Source organism: Azospirillum soli (assembly GCF_017876165.1).
GTDB classification, from domain to species: Bacteria; Pseudomonadota; Alphaproteobacteria; order Azospirillales; family Azospirillaceae; genus Azospirillum; species Azospirillum soli.
In genome coordinates this window covers 23,794-39,199 of record NZ_JAGINQ010000013.1, presented here as the reverse complement: position 1 = coordinate 39,199, position 15,406 = coordinate 23,794, and the positions used below count along the sequence as shown (strand labels likewise).

Annotated in this window: 17 protein-coding genes; 7 read left to right on the top strand and 10 right to left on the bottom strand. The window is 67.8% G+C overall.

From position 1 onward, the window contains the following. Window positions 1-61 precede the first annotated feature (61 nt). Genes otnI through denD form a run of 3 tightly spaced genes read left to right on the top strand, consistent with a single transcriptional unit; the run spans window position 62 to window position 3,032 of the window. Entirely contained in the window at window positions 62-847 is a 786-nt protein-coding gene (gene otnI, locus J2852_RS19660; protein WP_209878677.1) for a 2-oxo-tetronate isomerase, read from the top strand. Next, window positions 847-2,115 (top strand): 3-oxo-tetronate kinase, encoded by a 1,269-nt coding sequence (gene otnK / locus J2852_RS19655; RefSeq protein WP_209878675.1) that lies wholly within the window; start codon window positions 847-849, stop codon window positions 2,113-2,115. The genes otnI and otnK overlap by 1 nt, the downstream gene beginning before the upstream one ends. After that, window positions 2,112-3,032, top strand: a complete 921-nt coding sequence (denD, locus tag J2852_RS19650; protein ID WP_209878673.1) for a D-erythronate dehydrogenase — start codon at window positions 2,112-2,114, stop codon at window positions 3,030-3,032. The genes otnK and denD overlap by 4 nt, the downstream gene beginning before the upstream one ends. Here denD and J2852_RS19645 read toward each other — a convergent pair. From J2852_RS19645 to J2852_RS19630, 4 genes are all read right to left on the bottom strand, one after another. Next, window positions 3,029-3,391 (bottom strand): hypothetical protein, encoded by a 363-nt coding sequence (locus J2852_RS19645; protein ID WP_209878671.1) that lies wholly within the window; start codon window positions 3,389-3,391, stop codon window positions 3,029-3,031. The genes denD and J2852_RS19645 overlap by 4 nt on opposite strands. Further along, the gene (locus J2852_RS19640; RefSeq protein WP_209878669.1) at window positions 3,391-3,906 is read right to left on the bottom strand and encodes a hypothetical protein; all 516 of its coding nucleotides are present in this window, start codon (window positions 3,904-3,906) and stop codon (window positions 3,391-3,393) included. Before J2852_RS19640 ends, J2852_RS19645 begins: the two co-directional genes overlap by 1 nt. A gap of 59 nt (window positions 3,907-3,965) precedes the next feature. Continuing rightward, window positions 3,966-4,709 carry a phosphatase PAP2 family protein gene (locus tag J2852_RS19635; protein WP_209878667.1) on the bottom strand — a complete coding sequence of 248 codons (744 nt, stop codon included), beginning with the start codon at window positions 4,707-4,709 and terminating at the stop codon, window positions 3,966-3,968. 131 nt (window positions 4,710-4,840) lie between these two features. Beyond that, the gene (locus J2852_RS19630) at window positions 4,841-5,020 is read right to left on the bottom strand and encodes a hypothetical protein (RefSeq protein WP_209878665.1); all 180 of its coding nucleotides are present in this window, start codon (window positions 5,018-5,020) and stop codon (window positions 4,841-4,843) included. 243 nt (window positions 5,021-5,263) lie between these two features. On the opposite strand from J2852_RS19630, the gene ahcY reads away from it, so the two are divergent. Beyond that, complete coding sequence (ahcY, locus tag J2852_RS19625) at window positions 5,264-6,568, top strand: adenosylhomocysteinase (protein ID WP_209878663.1); 1,305 nt, start codon at window positions 5,264-5,266, stop codon at window positions 6,566-6,568. Between the two features lie 77 nt (window positions 6,569-6,645). Here ahcY and J2852_RS19620 read toward each other — a convergent pair whose 3' ends face one another. From J2852_RS19620 to J2852_RS19595, 6 genes are all read right to left on the bottom strand, one after another. After that, window positions 6,646-8,535 (bottom strand): methyl-accepting chemotaxis protein, encoded by a 1,890-nt coding sequence (locus tag J2852_RS19620; protein ID WP_209878661.1) that lies wholly within the window; start codon window positions 8,533-8,535, stop codon window positions 6,646-6,648. 157 nt (window positions 8,536-8,692) lie between these two features. Further along, on the bottom strand, window positions 8,693-9,295 hold the full coding sequence (locus J2852_RS19615) for a hypothetical protein (RefSeq protein WP_209878659.1): 603 nt from the start codon (window positions 9,293-9,295) through the stop codon (window positions 8,693-8,695). Window positions 9,296-9,356: 61 nt separating this feature from the next. Continuing rightward, window positions 9,357-10,337, bottom strand: coding sequence for an Hsp33 family molecular chaperone (locus J2852_RS19610; RefSeq protein ID WP_209878657.1), 981 nt, complete (start codon window positions 10,335-10,337; stop codon window positions 9,357-9,359). 18 nt (window positions 10,338-10,355) lie between these two features. Beyond that, window positions 10,356-11,273 (bottom strand): ornithine carbamoyltransferase, encoded by a 918-nt coding sequence (argF, locus tag J2852_RS19605; RefSeq protein ID WP_209878929.1) that lies wholly within the window; start codon window positions 11,271-11,273, stop codon window positions 10,356-10,358. Further along, the gene (locus J2852_RS19600) at window positions 11,273-12,427 is read right to left on the bottom strand and encodes an aspartate aminotransferase family protein (protein ID WP_209878927.1); all 1,155 of its coding nucleotides are present in this window, start codon (window positions 12,425-12,427) and stop codon (window positions 11,273-11,275) included. The genes argF and J2852_RS19600 overlap by 1 nt, the downstream gene beginning before the upstream one ends. Window positions 12,428-12,574: 147 nt before the next feature. After that, on the bottom strand, window positions 12,575-13,378 hold the full coding sequence (locus J2852_RS19595; RefSeq protein ID WP_209878655.1) for an ABC transporter permease: 804 nt from the start codon (window positions 13,376-13,378) through the stop codon (window positions 12,575-12,577). 80 nt (window positions 13,379-13,458) lie between these two features. Between J2852_RS19595 and J2852_RS19590 the strand changes: the two genes are divergently transcribed. The 3 genes from J2852_RS19590 to J2852_RS19580 all read left to right on the top strand — a co-directional run bounded on the left by J2852_RS19590 (window position 13,459) and on the right by J2852_RS19580 (window position 15,389). Further along, the gene (locus tag J2852_RS19590) at window positions 13,459-14,034 is read left to right on the top strand and encodes a regulatory protein RecX (protein ID WP_209878653.1); all 576 of its coding nucleotides are present in this window, start codon (window positions 13,459-13,461) and stop codon (window positions 14,032-14,034) included. 75 nt (window positions 14,035-14,109) lie between these two features. Next, the gene (locus J2852_RS19585; protein WP_209878651.1) at window positions 14,110-14,949 is read left to right on the top strand and encodes a TIGR02587 family membrane protein; all 840 of its coding nucleotides are present in this window, start codon (window positions 14,110-14,112) and stop codon (window positions 14,947-14,949) included. Between the two features lie 11 nt (window positions 14,950-14,960). Next, window positions 14,961-15,389, top strand: a complete 429-nt coding sequence (locus J2852_RS19580) for a hypothetical protein (RefSeq protein WP_209878649.1) — start codon at window positions 14,961-14,963, stop codon at window positions 15,387-15,389. The last annotated feature ends 17 nt before the right edge of the window (window positions 15,390-15,406 follow it).

The window sequence follows — 15,406 nt, the reverse complement described above, 5'->3', positions numbered from 1 at the left end:
CCCTGGTTGACGTTTCCCCCTGCGGGGGCTGACACTCGACCGAAAAGGGGAGGAGAAGACCATGGCGCGCCTTGCCGCCAATCTCACCATGCTGTTCAACGAGGTTTCGTTCCTCGACCGCTTCGACGCGGCGGCCAAGGCCGGCTTCCGCGCGGTGGAGTTCCTGTTTCCCTACGCCCATGACGAAGCCGAGGTCGCCCGCCGCAAGGCCGAAAGCGGCGTTTCGGTGGCGCTGTTCAACCTGCATCCCGGCGATTGGGACGCGGGCGAGCGCGGTCTTGCCTGCCTGCCGGACCGGGAGGTGGAGTTCGTCGAATCGATCGAGCGCGCGCTGATCTACGCCGCTGCGCTCGACTGCCCCACCCTGCACGTCATGGCCGGCATCCCGCCGCAGGGAATGAGCCGGGACGACGCCATGGCCCTCTATGTGGAACGCCTGCGCCACGCGGCCCATCGCGCCGCCGACCACGACCGCAGCGTCGTGATCGAGCCGCTGAACGACCGCGACATGCCCGGCTACCTGCTGCGCACCACCACGGAGGCGGCGCGGGTGATCGAGGCGGTGGGCGCGCCGAACCTCGGCCTGCAATTCGACCTCTACCACGCGCAGATCATGGAAGGCGACCTGACCACGCGGCTGCGGCGGCTGGCACCGATGATCCGGCACGTCCAGATCGCCGGCGTCCCCGACCGGCATGAGCCGGACACGGGCGAATGCGACCCGCATTACCTGCTGCGCGTCCTGGACGAGATCGGCTATCGCGGCTGGGTCGGCTGCGAATACCGCCCGAAGGCCGGCACGCTGGCGGGGCTCGGCTGGGCCAAACGGTATCTGGAGGGCGCGTGATGGGCCGGCTGCTGCTGGGATGCGTGGCCGACGACTACACGGGTGCGTCGGACCTCGCCAACACGCTCGCCAAGGCCGGGCTGCACACGGTGCAGACCATCGGGCCGGAGGGCCTCGCCCACGCCCCCGATGACGCGGAGGCCGTCGTCGCCGCGCTCAAGAGCCGCTCCATCGAACCCGACGAGGCGGTGCGGATGTCGGTCGAGGCGTGGCGGCGGCTGAAGGGGCTCGGCGCGCGGCAGTGCTATTTCAAATACTGCTCCACCTTCGACAGCACCGACCGGGGCAACATCGGCCCGGTGATGGACGCGCTGCTGGCCGAGACGGGGGCCGACTTCACCATCGCCTGCCCGGCCTTTCCGGAGACCGGGCGCACCGTCTATCAGGGGCACCTGTTCGTGTGGAGCCAGCCGCTCCATGAATCGCCGCTGAAGGACCACCCGCTGAACCCCATGCGGGATTCCAACCTGCTGCGCGTGCTGGAACGGCAGAGCCGGACCAAGGTGGGGCTGGTGGACTGGCAGACGGTCTCGCAAGGGGCCGAGGCGGTGCGCGCCGCCTTCGGCGTGCTGCGCCGGGCCGGGGTGGGAGCGGCGGTCGTGGACGCCATCACGTTGGCCGACCTCGCCGCCATCGGTGCCGCCTGTGGGGACCTGCCGCTGGTCACGGGTGCCTCGGGGCTGGCCGGGGGGCTTGCACGGAACTTCATCGAGGCGGGCTTGGCGGAGGGGCGGAACGCCACCGACCTGCCGGCCGTGGCCGGGCCGGAGGTTCTGCTGGCCGGAAGCTGCTCCCCCGCCACGCTGGCGCAGGTGGAGGTCGCGGCCCAGCGTTACCCGCTGCTATGGCTGGACGTGGACGCCCTGCTGGGCGGCACGGACGTCGTTCCGGAACTGCTGGAACGGGTCACGGGCCGGTTCGGCCAAGGGCCGGTGCTGGTCGCCTCCAGCGCCGCGCCGGACGCGGTTCGGGCCGTGCAGAACCGTTTCGGCCGGGACGAGGCCGGGCGGCGGGTGGAGGAGGCCTTCGCGCGCCTTGCCACCGGGCTCGCTGAGGCCGGCGCCCGGCGCTTCGTGGTGGCGGGGGGCGAGACCTCCGGCGCGGTGGTCGACGCGCTGGGGGTGAAGGCCCTGCGGATCGGGCCGGAGATCGCGCCGGGCGTGCCGGCCACGGTCAGCCTGGGGCCGATCCCCTATGCACTGGCGCTGAAGTCCGGAAACTTCGGCGGTCCCAACTTCTTCGCCGACGCGCTGGAGGTCATGCCATGACGATTCTCATCACCGGTGGCAACGGGTTCCTCGGCCGGAGGCTGGCGCAACGGCTTCTGAGCGAAGGGGGGCACGAGGTCACGCTGCTGGACATCCAGGCCGGGCCGGAACTGCCGCCGGGCGCCTCGGCCATCGTCGGGGACCTCGGCGATCCGGCGGTGCAGGAGCAGTTGCGCGGCCGGGGATTCGACAGCGTCTTCCATCTGGCCGCCGTGGTCAGCGCCGCCGCCGAAGCGGACTTCGACCTCGGTATGCGGGTCAATGTGGACGGCACGCGGGCTCTGCTGGAGATTTGCCGGGACCTGCCCTCCCCGCCTCGGCTGGTGTTCGCCAGTTCCGTGGCGGTGTTCGGCCATGCGCCAGCCTTGGTGGAGGACGACACGCCGGCCCGGCCGCAGTCCTCCTACGGCACGCAGAAGGCCATCGGGGAGTTGCTGGTCAACGACTACAGCCGGAAGGGCTTCGTGCGGGGGTGCAGTCTGCGGCTGCCGACCGTGGTGGTGCGGCCGGGCAAGCCGAACCTCGCGGCCTCATCCTTCGCCAGCGGGATCATCCGGGAGCCGCTTGCGGGACAGCGCGCGGTCTGCCCGGTGCCGTTGGAGCAACCGCTGTGGGTCAGTTCCCCCGCTCAGGTCGTCGCCAACCTGCTGCACGCCCATGGGCTTGATCAGGACGCCTGGGAGGACGACCGGACGGTCAACCTGCCGGGCATCTCCGTGACCGCGGAGGAGATGATCGCGGCGCTGGAGCGGGCCGGGGGCGATCCGTCGCTGATCGACCACCAGCCGGACGAGCGCATCGCCCGCATGGTGGCGAGCTGGCCCGGCGCCATGAACACGGCGCGGGCCGACCGGCTGGGCTTCGGCCGGGACGCGGGCATCGACGCCATCGTCCAGGCCTATGTGGAGGGCCGTTAACCGGTCTTCTTCTGCTCGGCCTGGATGAGATCGACGATCCGCTTCAGCGCGGCGGCGTCGAGCGGGCTGTCCATGGTCAGGTCCTGGGCGAACTTGCGGATCGCGCCGATGGAGCGGCGTTTGGCGATGAAGTCGGCGTCGCCCTCTTCGGTCGGCAGGACCACCGGCCCCTTGTAGTAGGAGCCGCGGAAGCCCCACTGGCGCCGGCCGTCGGCGCGCCACTGCGACCCGTCGGACAGGACCATGCAGCGCTTGTCGTGGGTGAAGGATGCGACGGTGGCGAGTGACTGCGGCCCGCTCTGGCTGGCGTGCACGGTCACGGCGTCTCCGACGTTGAACTCGATCTTGCGGTGTTCCATCAGGGGGTCCAGGCGGAGCGTGGGAGGGGTTCGCCGGGCAGGAAGTCGCTTGCCGCCTCGCGCTGGCGTTCGACGGCTTCCATCAGGCGAGACTTGGCGGCGTTGCGGCTTTCGGTCGGGCCGGAAGACGGCTTGGCAGGTGCCTTGCTGGACGGCTTGGACCGGCCGCCGTTCAGCGCGGCGAGGAAGCCGGTCGCGGAGCGCGCGGCCTTCCCCAGCGAGGGCAGCGTGATCGAGCGGACGGGCGCGGTGGACGGGCGCCGTCCGCCGGCGGCCTCGGCATGCGCCATCGCGTTCGCGCGCTCCACAATGCGCTCGCGGCAATCGCGGTCGAGCGTCTGGAAGACACGGGCGGCCTCGTGCAGGTCGCGCTCGCCGCGCGTTTCGATGGCGCGGTTCAGGGCGTTGCTCAGCAGCCGGAATTCCAGCACGCCGGGCATCCGCGCCTGTTCGACCGCGCGGGCCAGCACGCCGACGGCTTGCAAGGTATCGTGGTCGAGGGTGCGTTTGGACATCGATATGCTGTGCCGTCCGACATAGATCGTCCTGCAATATCGGCAGGCGCGAGTCCCGGTCAAGAGCGATCCGGTTCCGGAGAGTCGTCCACGCCCCCATCGGCGTTCGGTTCCACCGCACCGCGTCTTTGCAGCCACAGAGCGACCAGCCAGCACAGCGCCGCCCAGGCCGCCCCGACGCACCAGCCGGCGAGAACGTCGGTGGGCCAGTGAACCCCCAGATAGACGCGGCTGACGCCGATCAGCAGCGTCAGGGCCATCGCCACCAACAACGGATAGGCCTTCAACCGCCGTCGCGCCGCGAACCGCGCCAATAACGCGCCCAGCGTCAGGTAGACCACCGCCGACAGCAGCGAATGGCCGCTCGGGAAGCTGGCCGTGAAAACCACGTCGCCATGGGGAACGAGGTCCGGCCGCGCCCGCGCTATTCCCAACTTCAGCAGGGAGCTGAGGACCATCCCGCCCCCCACCGACAGCAGGAGCAGCAGAGCCGCCCCGCGCCTGCCGAGAAGGAGAAGATAGCCCAGCACCGTCAGGGTGATCAGGGACAGCACCACGATGCTGCCCAACGCCGTGATGTTGCGGGCCGTCTCCTCCACCCAGGCCGGCCCCAGCGCATGGGTCGGGTCCCCCGGATCGCGGAGGGCCAGGAGGATCGCCCGGTCAACGGCGACCGTTTCCCCCTGCATCACCTCGCCGGCCAGATTGACGAAGGCGGCCAGCAGGCCGGCGACGACGGCCAGTCCAATGAGAAGAGTCAGCTCGTGCCGTCCGAGCCGGTTCCAGAAGCCGTTGCGGAGCATGGGGGAAGGCGCCTGTGGATGGACGTTCATGGTGAGTCGTCGCGACTGATCACGCGGAGGCGTGAACTTACACAACAGGCGTCCGGGCACAACCGGCTTCCGAGCGGATGGGGGGTTCGGGAGGGTTGCCCTTATTCTTCGGCGCGCAGCCGTTCCGCGACGGCGCAGTCGGGGCGGGACCACGCATGGTCGCAGGGGCGGGAGGTATCCACGGTGGGACGGACCCGAGGACGATTGGCGGCAAGACGGTGCAACCGCGCGATGTCGCGGTCGCTCAAGCCCTGGATGTGGCGGACCAACGCCGAAGGCATGGGGACTCTCAACCCTTTCTTGCTTTACCCATAGGTCAAGTATGGGGATCGGGCGGCGCGGTTTGAAGATGCACGATGGGGATCGGCCATCGGTAGGGTCGGCGGAAAGATCGGCGAGACAGCTACCCAGCAAACATAAAGATATCTTTATGCTTGCACGGAAGCGGACGCGCTGGTACATCCTTGCCCTGAAGCGGGCCATCGGGTCCGCGCCGTTCTTTTGTCCGTCAGGAGACACGCCCCATGGCCGCGCCCGCCAACTTCACCGACTACAAGGTCAAGGACATCAGCCTCGCCGAGTGGGGCCGCAAGGAAATCAACATCGCCGAGACCGAGATGCCGGGCCTGATGGCGCTGCGCGAGGAGTTCGGCGACGCCAAGCCGCTGAAGGGCGCGCGCATCGTCGGCTGCCTGCACATGACCATCCAGACCGCCGTCCTGATCGAGACGCTGACGGCGCTCGGCGCGACCGTGCGCTGGTCGTCGTGCAACATCTTCTCGACCCAGGATCAGGCCGCCGCGGCCATCGCCGCCGCCGGCATCCCGGTCTTCGCCTGGAAGGGCGAGACGGAGGAGGAGTTCTGGTGGTGCATCGAGCAGACCCTGCGCGGCCCGGACGGCTGGACCCCGAACATGATCCTGGACGATGGCGGCGACGTCACGCAGATCATGCACGACAAGTATCCGGAGATGCTGGACGACGTGCGCGGCCTGTCGGAGGAGACCACCACCGGCGTGCACCGTCTGTATGAGATGATGAAGAAGGGCACCCTCAAGGTTCCCGCCATCAACGTCAACGACAGCGTCACCAAGTCAAAGTTCGACAACCTCTATGGCTGCCGCGAATCGCTGGTCGACGGCATCAAGCGCGCCACCGACGTGATGATGGCCGGCAAGGTCGCCGTCGTCGCCGGCTATGGCGACGTGGGCAAGGGCTCGGCCGCCTCGCTGCGCTCGCAGGGTGCGCGCGTGATGGTCACCGAGATCGACCCGATCAACGCGCTCCAGGCCGCCATGGAAGGCTATCAGGTGGTGACCATGGAAGAGGCCGCCCCGCTGGGCGACATCTTCGTCACCGCCACCGGCAACGTGGACGTCATCACGCTGGACCACATGCGCCAGATGAAGGACCGCGCCATCGTCTGCAACATCGGCCACTTCGACAGCGAGATCCAGATCGAGGCTCTTCGCAACTACAAGTGGGAAGAGGTCAAGCCGCAGGTTGACGAGGTCGTCTTCCCGGACGGCAAGCGCCTGATCGTTCTGGCCCAGGGCCGTCTGGTGAACCTGGGCTGCGCCACCGGCCACCCGAGCTTCGTGATGAGCGCCAGCTTCACCAACCAGGTGCTGGCCCAGATCGAGCTGTGGAACAACCACAAGAACTACGAGCGCAAGGTCTATGTGCTGCCGAAGCACTTGGACGAGAAGGTCGCCCGTCTGCACCTGGACAAGATCGGCGCCAAGCTGACCACGCTGTCGACCAAGCAGGCCGAGTACATCGGCGTGAACGTCAACGGCCCGTTCAAGCCGGAACACTACCGCTACTAAGATCGGCGTCAGCCGATGCGGAAAGGGCCGCCCCACCGGGGCGGCCCTTTTTGTTTGTGCGTTCGGCGGCCTTTCGGTCAGCCGAGCTTGAAATAGCCCACAAGGCGCCGCAGGTCGGTCGCCTGATTGGCAAGGGACTGCGAAGCGGCGGTGGTCTCTTCCACCAGCGCGGCGTTTTTCTGGGTCATCTCGTCCATGTGGGAGACGGTGACGTTGATCTCATCGAGAGCGGAGGCCTGCTCGCTGCTGGCCGACGCCATCTCGGCGATCAGGCTGGCGACCTGCTGAACGCCGGACACGATGCCCTCCAAAGCGCTCCCGGCCTTTTTCACCAGATCCACGCCATCCTTCACCTGATCGTTGCTGGTGAGGATCAGGCCCTTGATCTCCTTCGAGGCCTGGGCGGAACGCTGGGCGAGGTTGCGCACCTCCTGCGCCACCACGGCGAAGCCCCGGCCGGCGTCACCGGCGCGGGCGGCCTCGACGGCGGCGTTGAGGGCGAGCAGGTTGGTCTGGAAGGCAATTTCGTCGATCACGCCGATGATGTCGGTGATCTTGCGGCTGGCCTCCTCGATGCGCTTCATCGCATCGATGGCCGAGCCGGCGACCACGCCGCCGGATTCGGCGGAGTTGCGGGCGTCGGTCGCCATGTGATTGGCGCGCTGGGCGTTGTCGGCGTTGGAGCGCACGGTGGCGCCCAGTTCCTCCATGCTCGCCGCCGTCTCCTCCAGCGAGGAGGCCTGCTGCTCGGTCCGCTCGGCAAGGTCGTGGGAGCCCAGCGAGACTTCGGACGCGGCGGCCGTGATGGCTTCCGTCGCGTGCAGGATCTGTCCGACGATCTCGGCGAGCTTGGCGGAGGTGGTGTTGACGTCCGTCTTCAGCGTCTGGAAGGCGCCCTGGTAATCGCGCTCGACACGCTTGTTCAGGTCGCCCTGGGCGAGCGCGCCCAGCACCTCGCCGAGGTCGCGGATCACGCTTTCCACTGTGTCGGTCAAGCGGTTGATGCCTTCGGACATCGTCTTGTAGAAGCCGTCCTTGCCGGCCAGATCGAGGCGGCGCGACAGGTCGCCCTTGGACACGCCGTCGATCAGCGCGGCGATCTCCTCGCCGATGGCCTTCTCGCGGGCGCGCTGAGCCTCCTCGGCGCGGCGTTCGGCTTCCAGCCGTTCGCGCTCGGCCTCGTCCATCTTCTTCTTGGCGATGGCGTTGTCTTTGAAGACCTGGACCGCCCTGGCCATCTCGCCGACCTCGTCGCGGCGGTCGAGGCCGGGGATGGCGACGTCCAGCTTGTTGCCGGCCAGCTCGTGCATGGTGCCGCTAATGGCGCGCACCGCCCCCATTTGCCGACGCAGCAGCAGGAAGCTGATGATGCCGAAGGCGACGGTGACAAGCGGCGCCAGGATCAGGACGATCTCCTGCACCTCGGTCACCGTCCTCAGAACGTCGGCGCGCTTCAGACCGACGAAGAGGACGCCGACGACCTTGCCGGACGAGTCGAGGAGCGGATCATAGGCGGTGTAGTAGGGCTCGCCCAGGATTTGCGCCTCGCCCCGGAAGGGTTTGCGGTGCAGGAACAGCGCGTCGTAGACCGGCCCCGGATCGAGCTTGGTGCCGACCGCGCGGCTTCCGTCGCTTTTCAGGACATTGGTGGAAACGCGGACATCGCCCTGGAACACCGTGGCGACGCCGCCGGTCAGGTCGCGGATGCGGTCCACCACCGAGGTGTCGCCATCGACGCGGAAGTCGGCGACGTAAAGGGCGCCGTCGCGGACGCTGTACCCCTGCCCTTTCTGTTCGAGCAGCATGCGGGCGAGCCCGATGCTCCGCTCGCGCTGCTGAAGCGCCGCCTCGGCGCTCCGCTCGCTCAGGATGTAGCTGGACGACACCGTCAGGATGGTCGCCAGGATGACCAGCCCCAGCACGTTGAGCAGCGACAGCTTAGCGGTCAGCGTCAGGTTCTTGAACACGGTAGCTCCCTTGGGCGACGGCTGTGCGGCGGCCTTTCCGCACAAAGAGAGCTAAATGTTATAGGACTTTGTTAGTATGCTAAAGTGACGAATGTGAAGAACAGGCCTGCCGTTCCGCGCGGACCGGGGCCGGTCTCGCGCGGAACGACAGATCGGATCAGCGCCGCACCATCGGAGCGAGATCCTTGCGGATGCCGGCGTCGAGGCGCGCGTTCAGGTCCTCGACCATGCGGCGGGTGATGTCCAGGAAGGTCGCCTCGCGATCGGCGAGCGAGATGTTCTCCGGAACCGTCCTGGAATGGGTCACCGTCGCCTTGGTCGTGCCGTGGAAGGACGCGGTGCCGGGGCCGCCTGCGGGGACATCGCCGGTCACCTCGACGTCGATGCGGCCATCGTAGCGCTGGGCTTGATCGTTGGTGAAATAGCCCTGGACGCCGCCGGTCTTCGGCAGCTGGGTTTCCACAATGCTGGCGTCGCGGATGGTGACGCGCACGCGGCCGGGACCGCCCGACGCCTGCAAACGCTCGTTCGCCCAGCGGCGCACCGCTTCGGCCGGCGGGACGGAGGAACGCTGCTCCACATGATTGCCGCCCATCGGGCGGGAAGCGTCCACCACGTCGATGCTGGCGGCGTTCAGGACGATGGGGCCGAAATTGGAAAAGTCGATGGGCCGGGGCGCCGGGCGCGGCGGCGTGCTCTGGCAGGCCGACAGCGCGAGCGCGGCCAAACTGGCGGCGAGAACGAAACGGCGGGACGGCATGATCGCTCCGGTTGGATTCGGGTACGGCGCGGCACTATAGCCGCGCCGTCTCCAACCTGCATCAGGCTTGAGGTTTGCCGTCCCCCGGATTGCCGCCCCCCGGATTGCCATACACGCGGTCGAGATCCGCGTCGTCGAAGTGGTAGGCGGTCGAGCAGAACTGGCAGACCACCTCGACGCGGCCGTCGTCGATCTTCAGTTCCTGAACCTCGTCGCGCGGCAGGCTGGACAGCATGTCCGAAACCCGCTCGCGCGAGCAGCGGCAGCCGAAGCGCAGGCCCTTGGGTTGCCAGACGCGCACGCCGTCCTCGTGGAACAAGCGGAACAGCAGGTCGCTGGCCGCCAGATCCGAGGCGAGAAGCTCTTCGCCGGTGGTGGTGGACAGCAGGACCATGGCGCGGCGCCACGCGTCCTCGTCGCCGGAACCCAGCACCTTCTCGGTCTCTTCCTGGGGCAGGCGCTGCACCATGATGCCGCCGGCCCGCCATGCGCCGTCACCCCCATCGGAGAGGGTTTCCTGATCGACGGAGATGGTCAGGCCGGTGTCGATCTGCTCCGACTGACGGAAATAGTGCTGCACGCAGTCGGCCAGCGTCTTGCCGTACAGTTCGACGATGCCCTGGTAGCGGTCGGTGTTCGGCCCCTGGTCCACGGTGAAGGCGATGTAGCCCTTGCCCAGCAGCGCCGGGGCCGGAGCGATGGCCACGTCGTCGGCGGCCTTCTTCAGCTCATCCTCGTCGTACTGGGCGTAGGCGCGGATGTCGCCGACCGACGTGATGTCGGCGACCATCAGCTTGATCGGCCCGTCACCCTTGGTCTGGAGCGTGAAGATGCCGTCGTACTTCAGCATGCTGGACAGCAGCACGGCGAGCGCCATCGTCTCCGCCAGAAAGCGGGCGACCGGCTCCGGGTACTTGTGGCGGGCCAGAATCTCGTCCAGGGCGGGGCCGAGCTTCACCATGCGGCCTCGCAGGCGCGACGCCTCGATCTGGAACGGCAGAACGAGGTCGTCGGTCAGCGGCCGGACGGAAGGATCGTCCATATGGTCCTCAAACTTCCTTTAGATTTTGGCGCCGAGGCACCAGGCCAGGATGGCCTTCTGGGCGTGCAGGCGGTTTTCCGCCTCGTCCCAGACCACGGAGTGCGGGCCGTCGATGACGCCGTCCGTCACTTCCTCGCCACGGTGGGCCGGCAGGCAGTGCATGAACAGGGCGTCGCTGTTGGCGAGGCTCATCAGCTGCTCGTTCACCTGATAGGGCGCCAGCCCGGCGTGACGTTCCTCGACGTCGGTGTTGTTCATGGACACCCAGGTGTCGGTGACGACGCAATCGGCGTTGCGCACCGCGTCCTCGGGATCCTTGACGTGAACCACACGGCCGCGCTTTTCGTTCCGCGCCCATTCAAGCAGGGCCGGCGACGGACCGAACTGTTCCGGGCAGGCGACGCGGATTTCGAAGTCGAACCGCACGGCGGCGTGGATCCAGCTGACCGCGACGTTGTTGGCGTCGCCGCTCCAGGCCACGACCTTGCCGGTGATCGGGCCGCGGTGCTCCTCGAAGGTGAGGAGGTCGGCCATGATCTGGCAGGGGTGCGACTGGTCGGTCAGCCCGTTGATAATGGGGATCGAGGCGTGCTTTGCCAACTCATGCACGCGCTCCTCGCCCATGGTGCGGACCATAACGGCGTCCACGTAGCGCGACAGGACGCGCGCGGTGTCGCCGATGGTCTCGCCACGGCCGAGCTGCATGTCGTCGGGCTTCAGCACGACGACGTCGCCGCCGAGCTGGCGCATGCCGACCTCGAAGGAGACGCGGGTGCGGGTCGAGGGCTTCTCGAAAATCATGGCGAGCGTCCGCCCGGCCAGGGCCGAGCGGTGCGCGTCGATGTTCTTCTTGATGGTGGCGGCGCGGTCCAGGATGTGGCGCAGCGTGCCCGTGTCGAGCCGGTCGATGTCGAGGAAATGCCGGACGTTGGTCATCATGCGAACTCCCGCGCCGTCTGGGCGAGGATGCCGATGGCCTCCTCCACATGGGCCTCAGTGATGGTGAGCGGCGGCAGCACGCGCACGACGTTGTCGCCGGCCGGAACGGTCAGCAGGCCGTTGGCGCGCGCCTTGGCGACCACGTCGCCGTTGGTCGGGCCGCAGACGAGGCCGAGCAGCAGGCCCTGGCCGCGCACTTCCTTGAACACCGCCGGGAACTGCCCGGCGAGGTCGCGCAGGCGGCCCTGGAAGACATCGGAGATGCGCTGCACGCCGTCGAGGAAGCCCGGCTCCAGCACAACGTCCAGAACGGCGTTGCCGACCGCCGTGGCGAGCGGGTTGCCGCCGTAGGTCGAGCCGTGCGTGCCGGCGGTCATGCCGGACGCGGCCTTTTCCGTGGCAAGGCAGGCGCCGAGCGGGAAGCCGCCGCCGATGCCCTTCGCCACCGCCATGACGTCCGGCGTGATGCCGGCCCATTCATGGGCGAACAGCTTGCCGGTGCGGCCCATGCCCGACTGGATCTCGTCCAGGAACAGCAGCAGGCCGTGCTGGTCGCAGAGTTCGCGCAGAGCGCACAGGAACTCCACCGAGGCGACGCGGATGCCGCCCTCGCCCTGGATCGGCTCGATGCAGATGCCGCCCGTCTCCTCGGTGATGGCGTTGCGCACGGCGTCCAGGTCACCGAAGGGGACGAGGTCGAAGCCGTCCAGCAGGGGCGCGAAGCCCTTGATCAGCTTTTCCTGCTTCGCCGCCGAGATGGCGCCCAGCGTGCGGCCGTGGAAGGCCTGCTCGAACGTGATGATGCGGTTCTTGTGCGGGTTGCCGTTCTCGTAATGGTACTTGCGCACCAGCTTCGCGCCGCACTCCCACGCCTCGGCGCCCGAGTTCGTGAAGAACACGGTGTCGGCGAAGGTGGCCTGCGTCAGGCGCGTGGCGAGGCTTTCCTGCCCGGCGACCCGGAACAGGTTGGACGTGTGCCACAGCTTGTTCGCCTGCTCGGTCAGCGCCTTGATCAGGTGCGGATGGGCGTGGCCGAGCGCGTTCACCGCCACACCGGCGGCGAAATCCAGGAATCGTCGCCCGTCGGTCGCGTAGAGATACGGACCTTCGCCGCGCTCGAACACAACGTCGGCGCGGGCATACGTGGGCATAACGACCGGAATCACGGCTCAAGCCTCCCAAGAGGAAAAAACCCGGCGGGCACCCCTGCCCGCCGGGGAAGTGGCAAATATCAAGAGATCGTTTGGTTCTGTCAACGAAATGGCAAATAGGGGAAATGGCGGAGATGGGGCGTTTCGTCACGCCTTCAGCTTGTAGCCGGTCTTCAGCATGCGCCAGGCCAGCCACCACAGGCCCCCGTTCACCGCCAGCATGACCAGGATGCCGACCGCCAGGGTTCCGTCCGAGCGGCCGATGAAGCCGTAGCGGAAGCCGTCGATCATGTAGAAGAACGGGTCGAAATGCGCGATCCACCAGAAGGTCGGCGGCAGGTTCTCCACCGAATAGAAGGTGCCGGATAGGAAGGACAGCGGAGTCACAACGAAATTCGTCACCGCCGCGATGTGGTCGAACTTTTCCGACCAAATGCCGCCGACGAGGCCCAGCAGCGATAGCAGCATGGAAGCCATGACGGCGTGGAAGATCACGAATTCCGGATGCGCGATGCGGATCGGCACGAAGGCCCAGATCGCCAGCCCGGTGACCAGACCGACGCACAGGCCGCGCGTCACCCCGCCCATGACGAAGCCGAAGGCCAGCTCCAGCGGAGCCATGGGCGGCATCAGGATGTCGACGATGTTGCCCTGGACCTTCGAGATCACCACCGAGGAGGAGGTGTTGGCGAAGGCGTTCTGCGCCATCGCCATCATGATCAGGCCGGGCGCCAGGAATTCCAGATACGGCACCGGGCCGACCGTGCGCACGGCGCCGCCCAGCGCCAACGCGAAGACGGCGTAGAACAGCAGCGTGGTGACGACGGGCGCCCAGATGGTCTGCTGGTGCACCTTGATGAAGCGCCACACCTCGCGCGCATACAGGGTCCAGAGGCCGACCCAGTTGACGGCGCCGACGGTACGGGGCATGGGAGGAAGAGGATGTGTCATCGGATCACTATTCACGGGGGCGGACGGGACTTTAGGGTGCCCGGACCGTCCCGACAACCGCCGCCGGACGGGAGACAGCCATGACGCGCGAAACAGCCGCACCGGAGCGCAAGCTCCCCAGGCGCGTCACGCCGCAGTATCTGGAGAACGCGGCGCTGCATTATCTGGAGCGTTTTGCGACCTCGTCGGCCAATCTGCGCCGCGTGCTGATGCGCAAGGTCGATCGCTCGGTGCAGGCGCACGGCACGGACCGGGAGGAAGGCGCGCGGTGGGTCGATGAGCTGATCGCGCGCTACCAGCGCAGCGGGCTGCTGAACGACACGGCCTATGCGGAAATGCGCGCGGCCAGCCTGCACCGCCGGGGCACCTCCACCCGCGCCATCCGGGAGAAGCTGGCCTCCAAAGGCATCGGGCGGGACGAGGCGGACAAGGCGCTGGACACCCTGGACGAGGAGGTGGACGGCGACCTGAACCTGACCGCCGCGCTGGCGCTGGCCCGGCGGCGGCGGTTGGGGCCGTACCGCCTGCCGGAAAAGCGCGCCGAGCACCGCGACAAGGATCTGGCGGCGCTGGGGCGCGCGGGCTTTTCCTACGACATCGCGCGGCGGGTGGTGGACGCCGAGGATCCGGACTCGCTTCTGGATTCGGGGGAGTAATCACCCCTCTCCCGCCGGGTGCGGGAACAGGAACGCCCCGCCCGGCATTGTCCTGCCATGGACACCACCCGGCCCATGGACACCACCCGACAGCGCGCCCTGCTTCATGACGAAAAGCACTTCGCCCACGCGCTGGCGCGCGCCGGGGCGGGGGCGGTCATCTTCGCCTTTCCGCTGCTGATGACCATGGAGATGTGGGAGTTGGGCTTCTACATGGACCGCTTCCGGCTGGCGCTGTTCATGCTGATCACCATGCCGGTGCTGTTCGGCCTGTCCTACTTCAGCGGGTTCGAGGAGACCTTCTGCTGGCAGGACGATCTGGTGGACGCGCTGACCGCCTTCGGCGTCGGCTTTCTGGTGTCGGCGGTGCTGCTGTACGTGTTCGGGATCATCGCCGCCGACCAGCCCATGACGGAGATCGTCGGCAAGATCGCCCTGCAATCCGTGCCGGCCAGCATCGGCGCCATGCTGGCGCGCAAGCAGTTGGGCGAAGGCGACGACCCGGACGAGGAACAGCGCAAACGCTCCTCCTACCCTGGCGAGCTGTTCCTGATGGCGGCCGGCGCGCTGTTCGTCGGCTTCAACGTCGCGCCGACGGAAGAGATGGTGCTGATCTCCTACAAGATGACGCCGTGGCACGCGATCCTGCTGGCGGTTCTGTCGGTGGCGCTGCTGCACGTCTTCGTCTACCGGGTCGGATTCGCCGGTCAGGAGAGCCGGGGCAAAGCGACGTTCCTGCACGTCTTCATGCGCTTCACGGTCGCCGGCTATGGCATCGCGCTGCTGGTCAGCCTGTATCTGCTGTGGACGTTCGAGCGGACCGGCGGCCTGTCGATGATGGAGCTGGTGACCGCCATGGTGGTGCTGGGCTTTCCGGCCGCGCTGGGCGCCGCCACCGCCCGGCTGATCGTCTGAGAGGGGATGGGATGGTCGAGGTTAATCGGCGGGATTCCTATGAAGAACCCCGAGAAGAGGAATCCGCCTCCGTCTCCTGGGTGGCGCGGATCGCGTCGGGGATCGGGCTGGTGCTGTTCCTGGGATCGGTCGGGATCCTCGGCTACGAGGGGCTGTTCCGCAGCGGCGGCGATCCGGTGATCGCGCTGAGCGTCGAAAGCGTGACCCACGACGGCCAGCGCTGGCTCGCCCGCGTCCGGGCGGAGAACACCGGGGGCGAGACCGGCGCTCAGGTCCGCATCGCCGGACAGCTGATGACCGGGCAGACGGTCGTGGAAACGGCGGAGGCCGAATTCACCTACATCCCCGCCGGATCGACCCAGGAAGGCGGGCTGTTCTTCGACCGCGACCCGAAGGCACACGAGTTGCGGCTGCGCGTGTTGGGCTACGCGAAGCCCTGAGCAGGAGAGTTCGACCC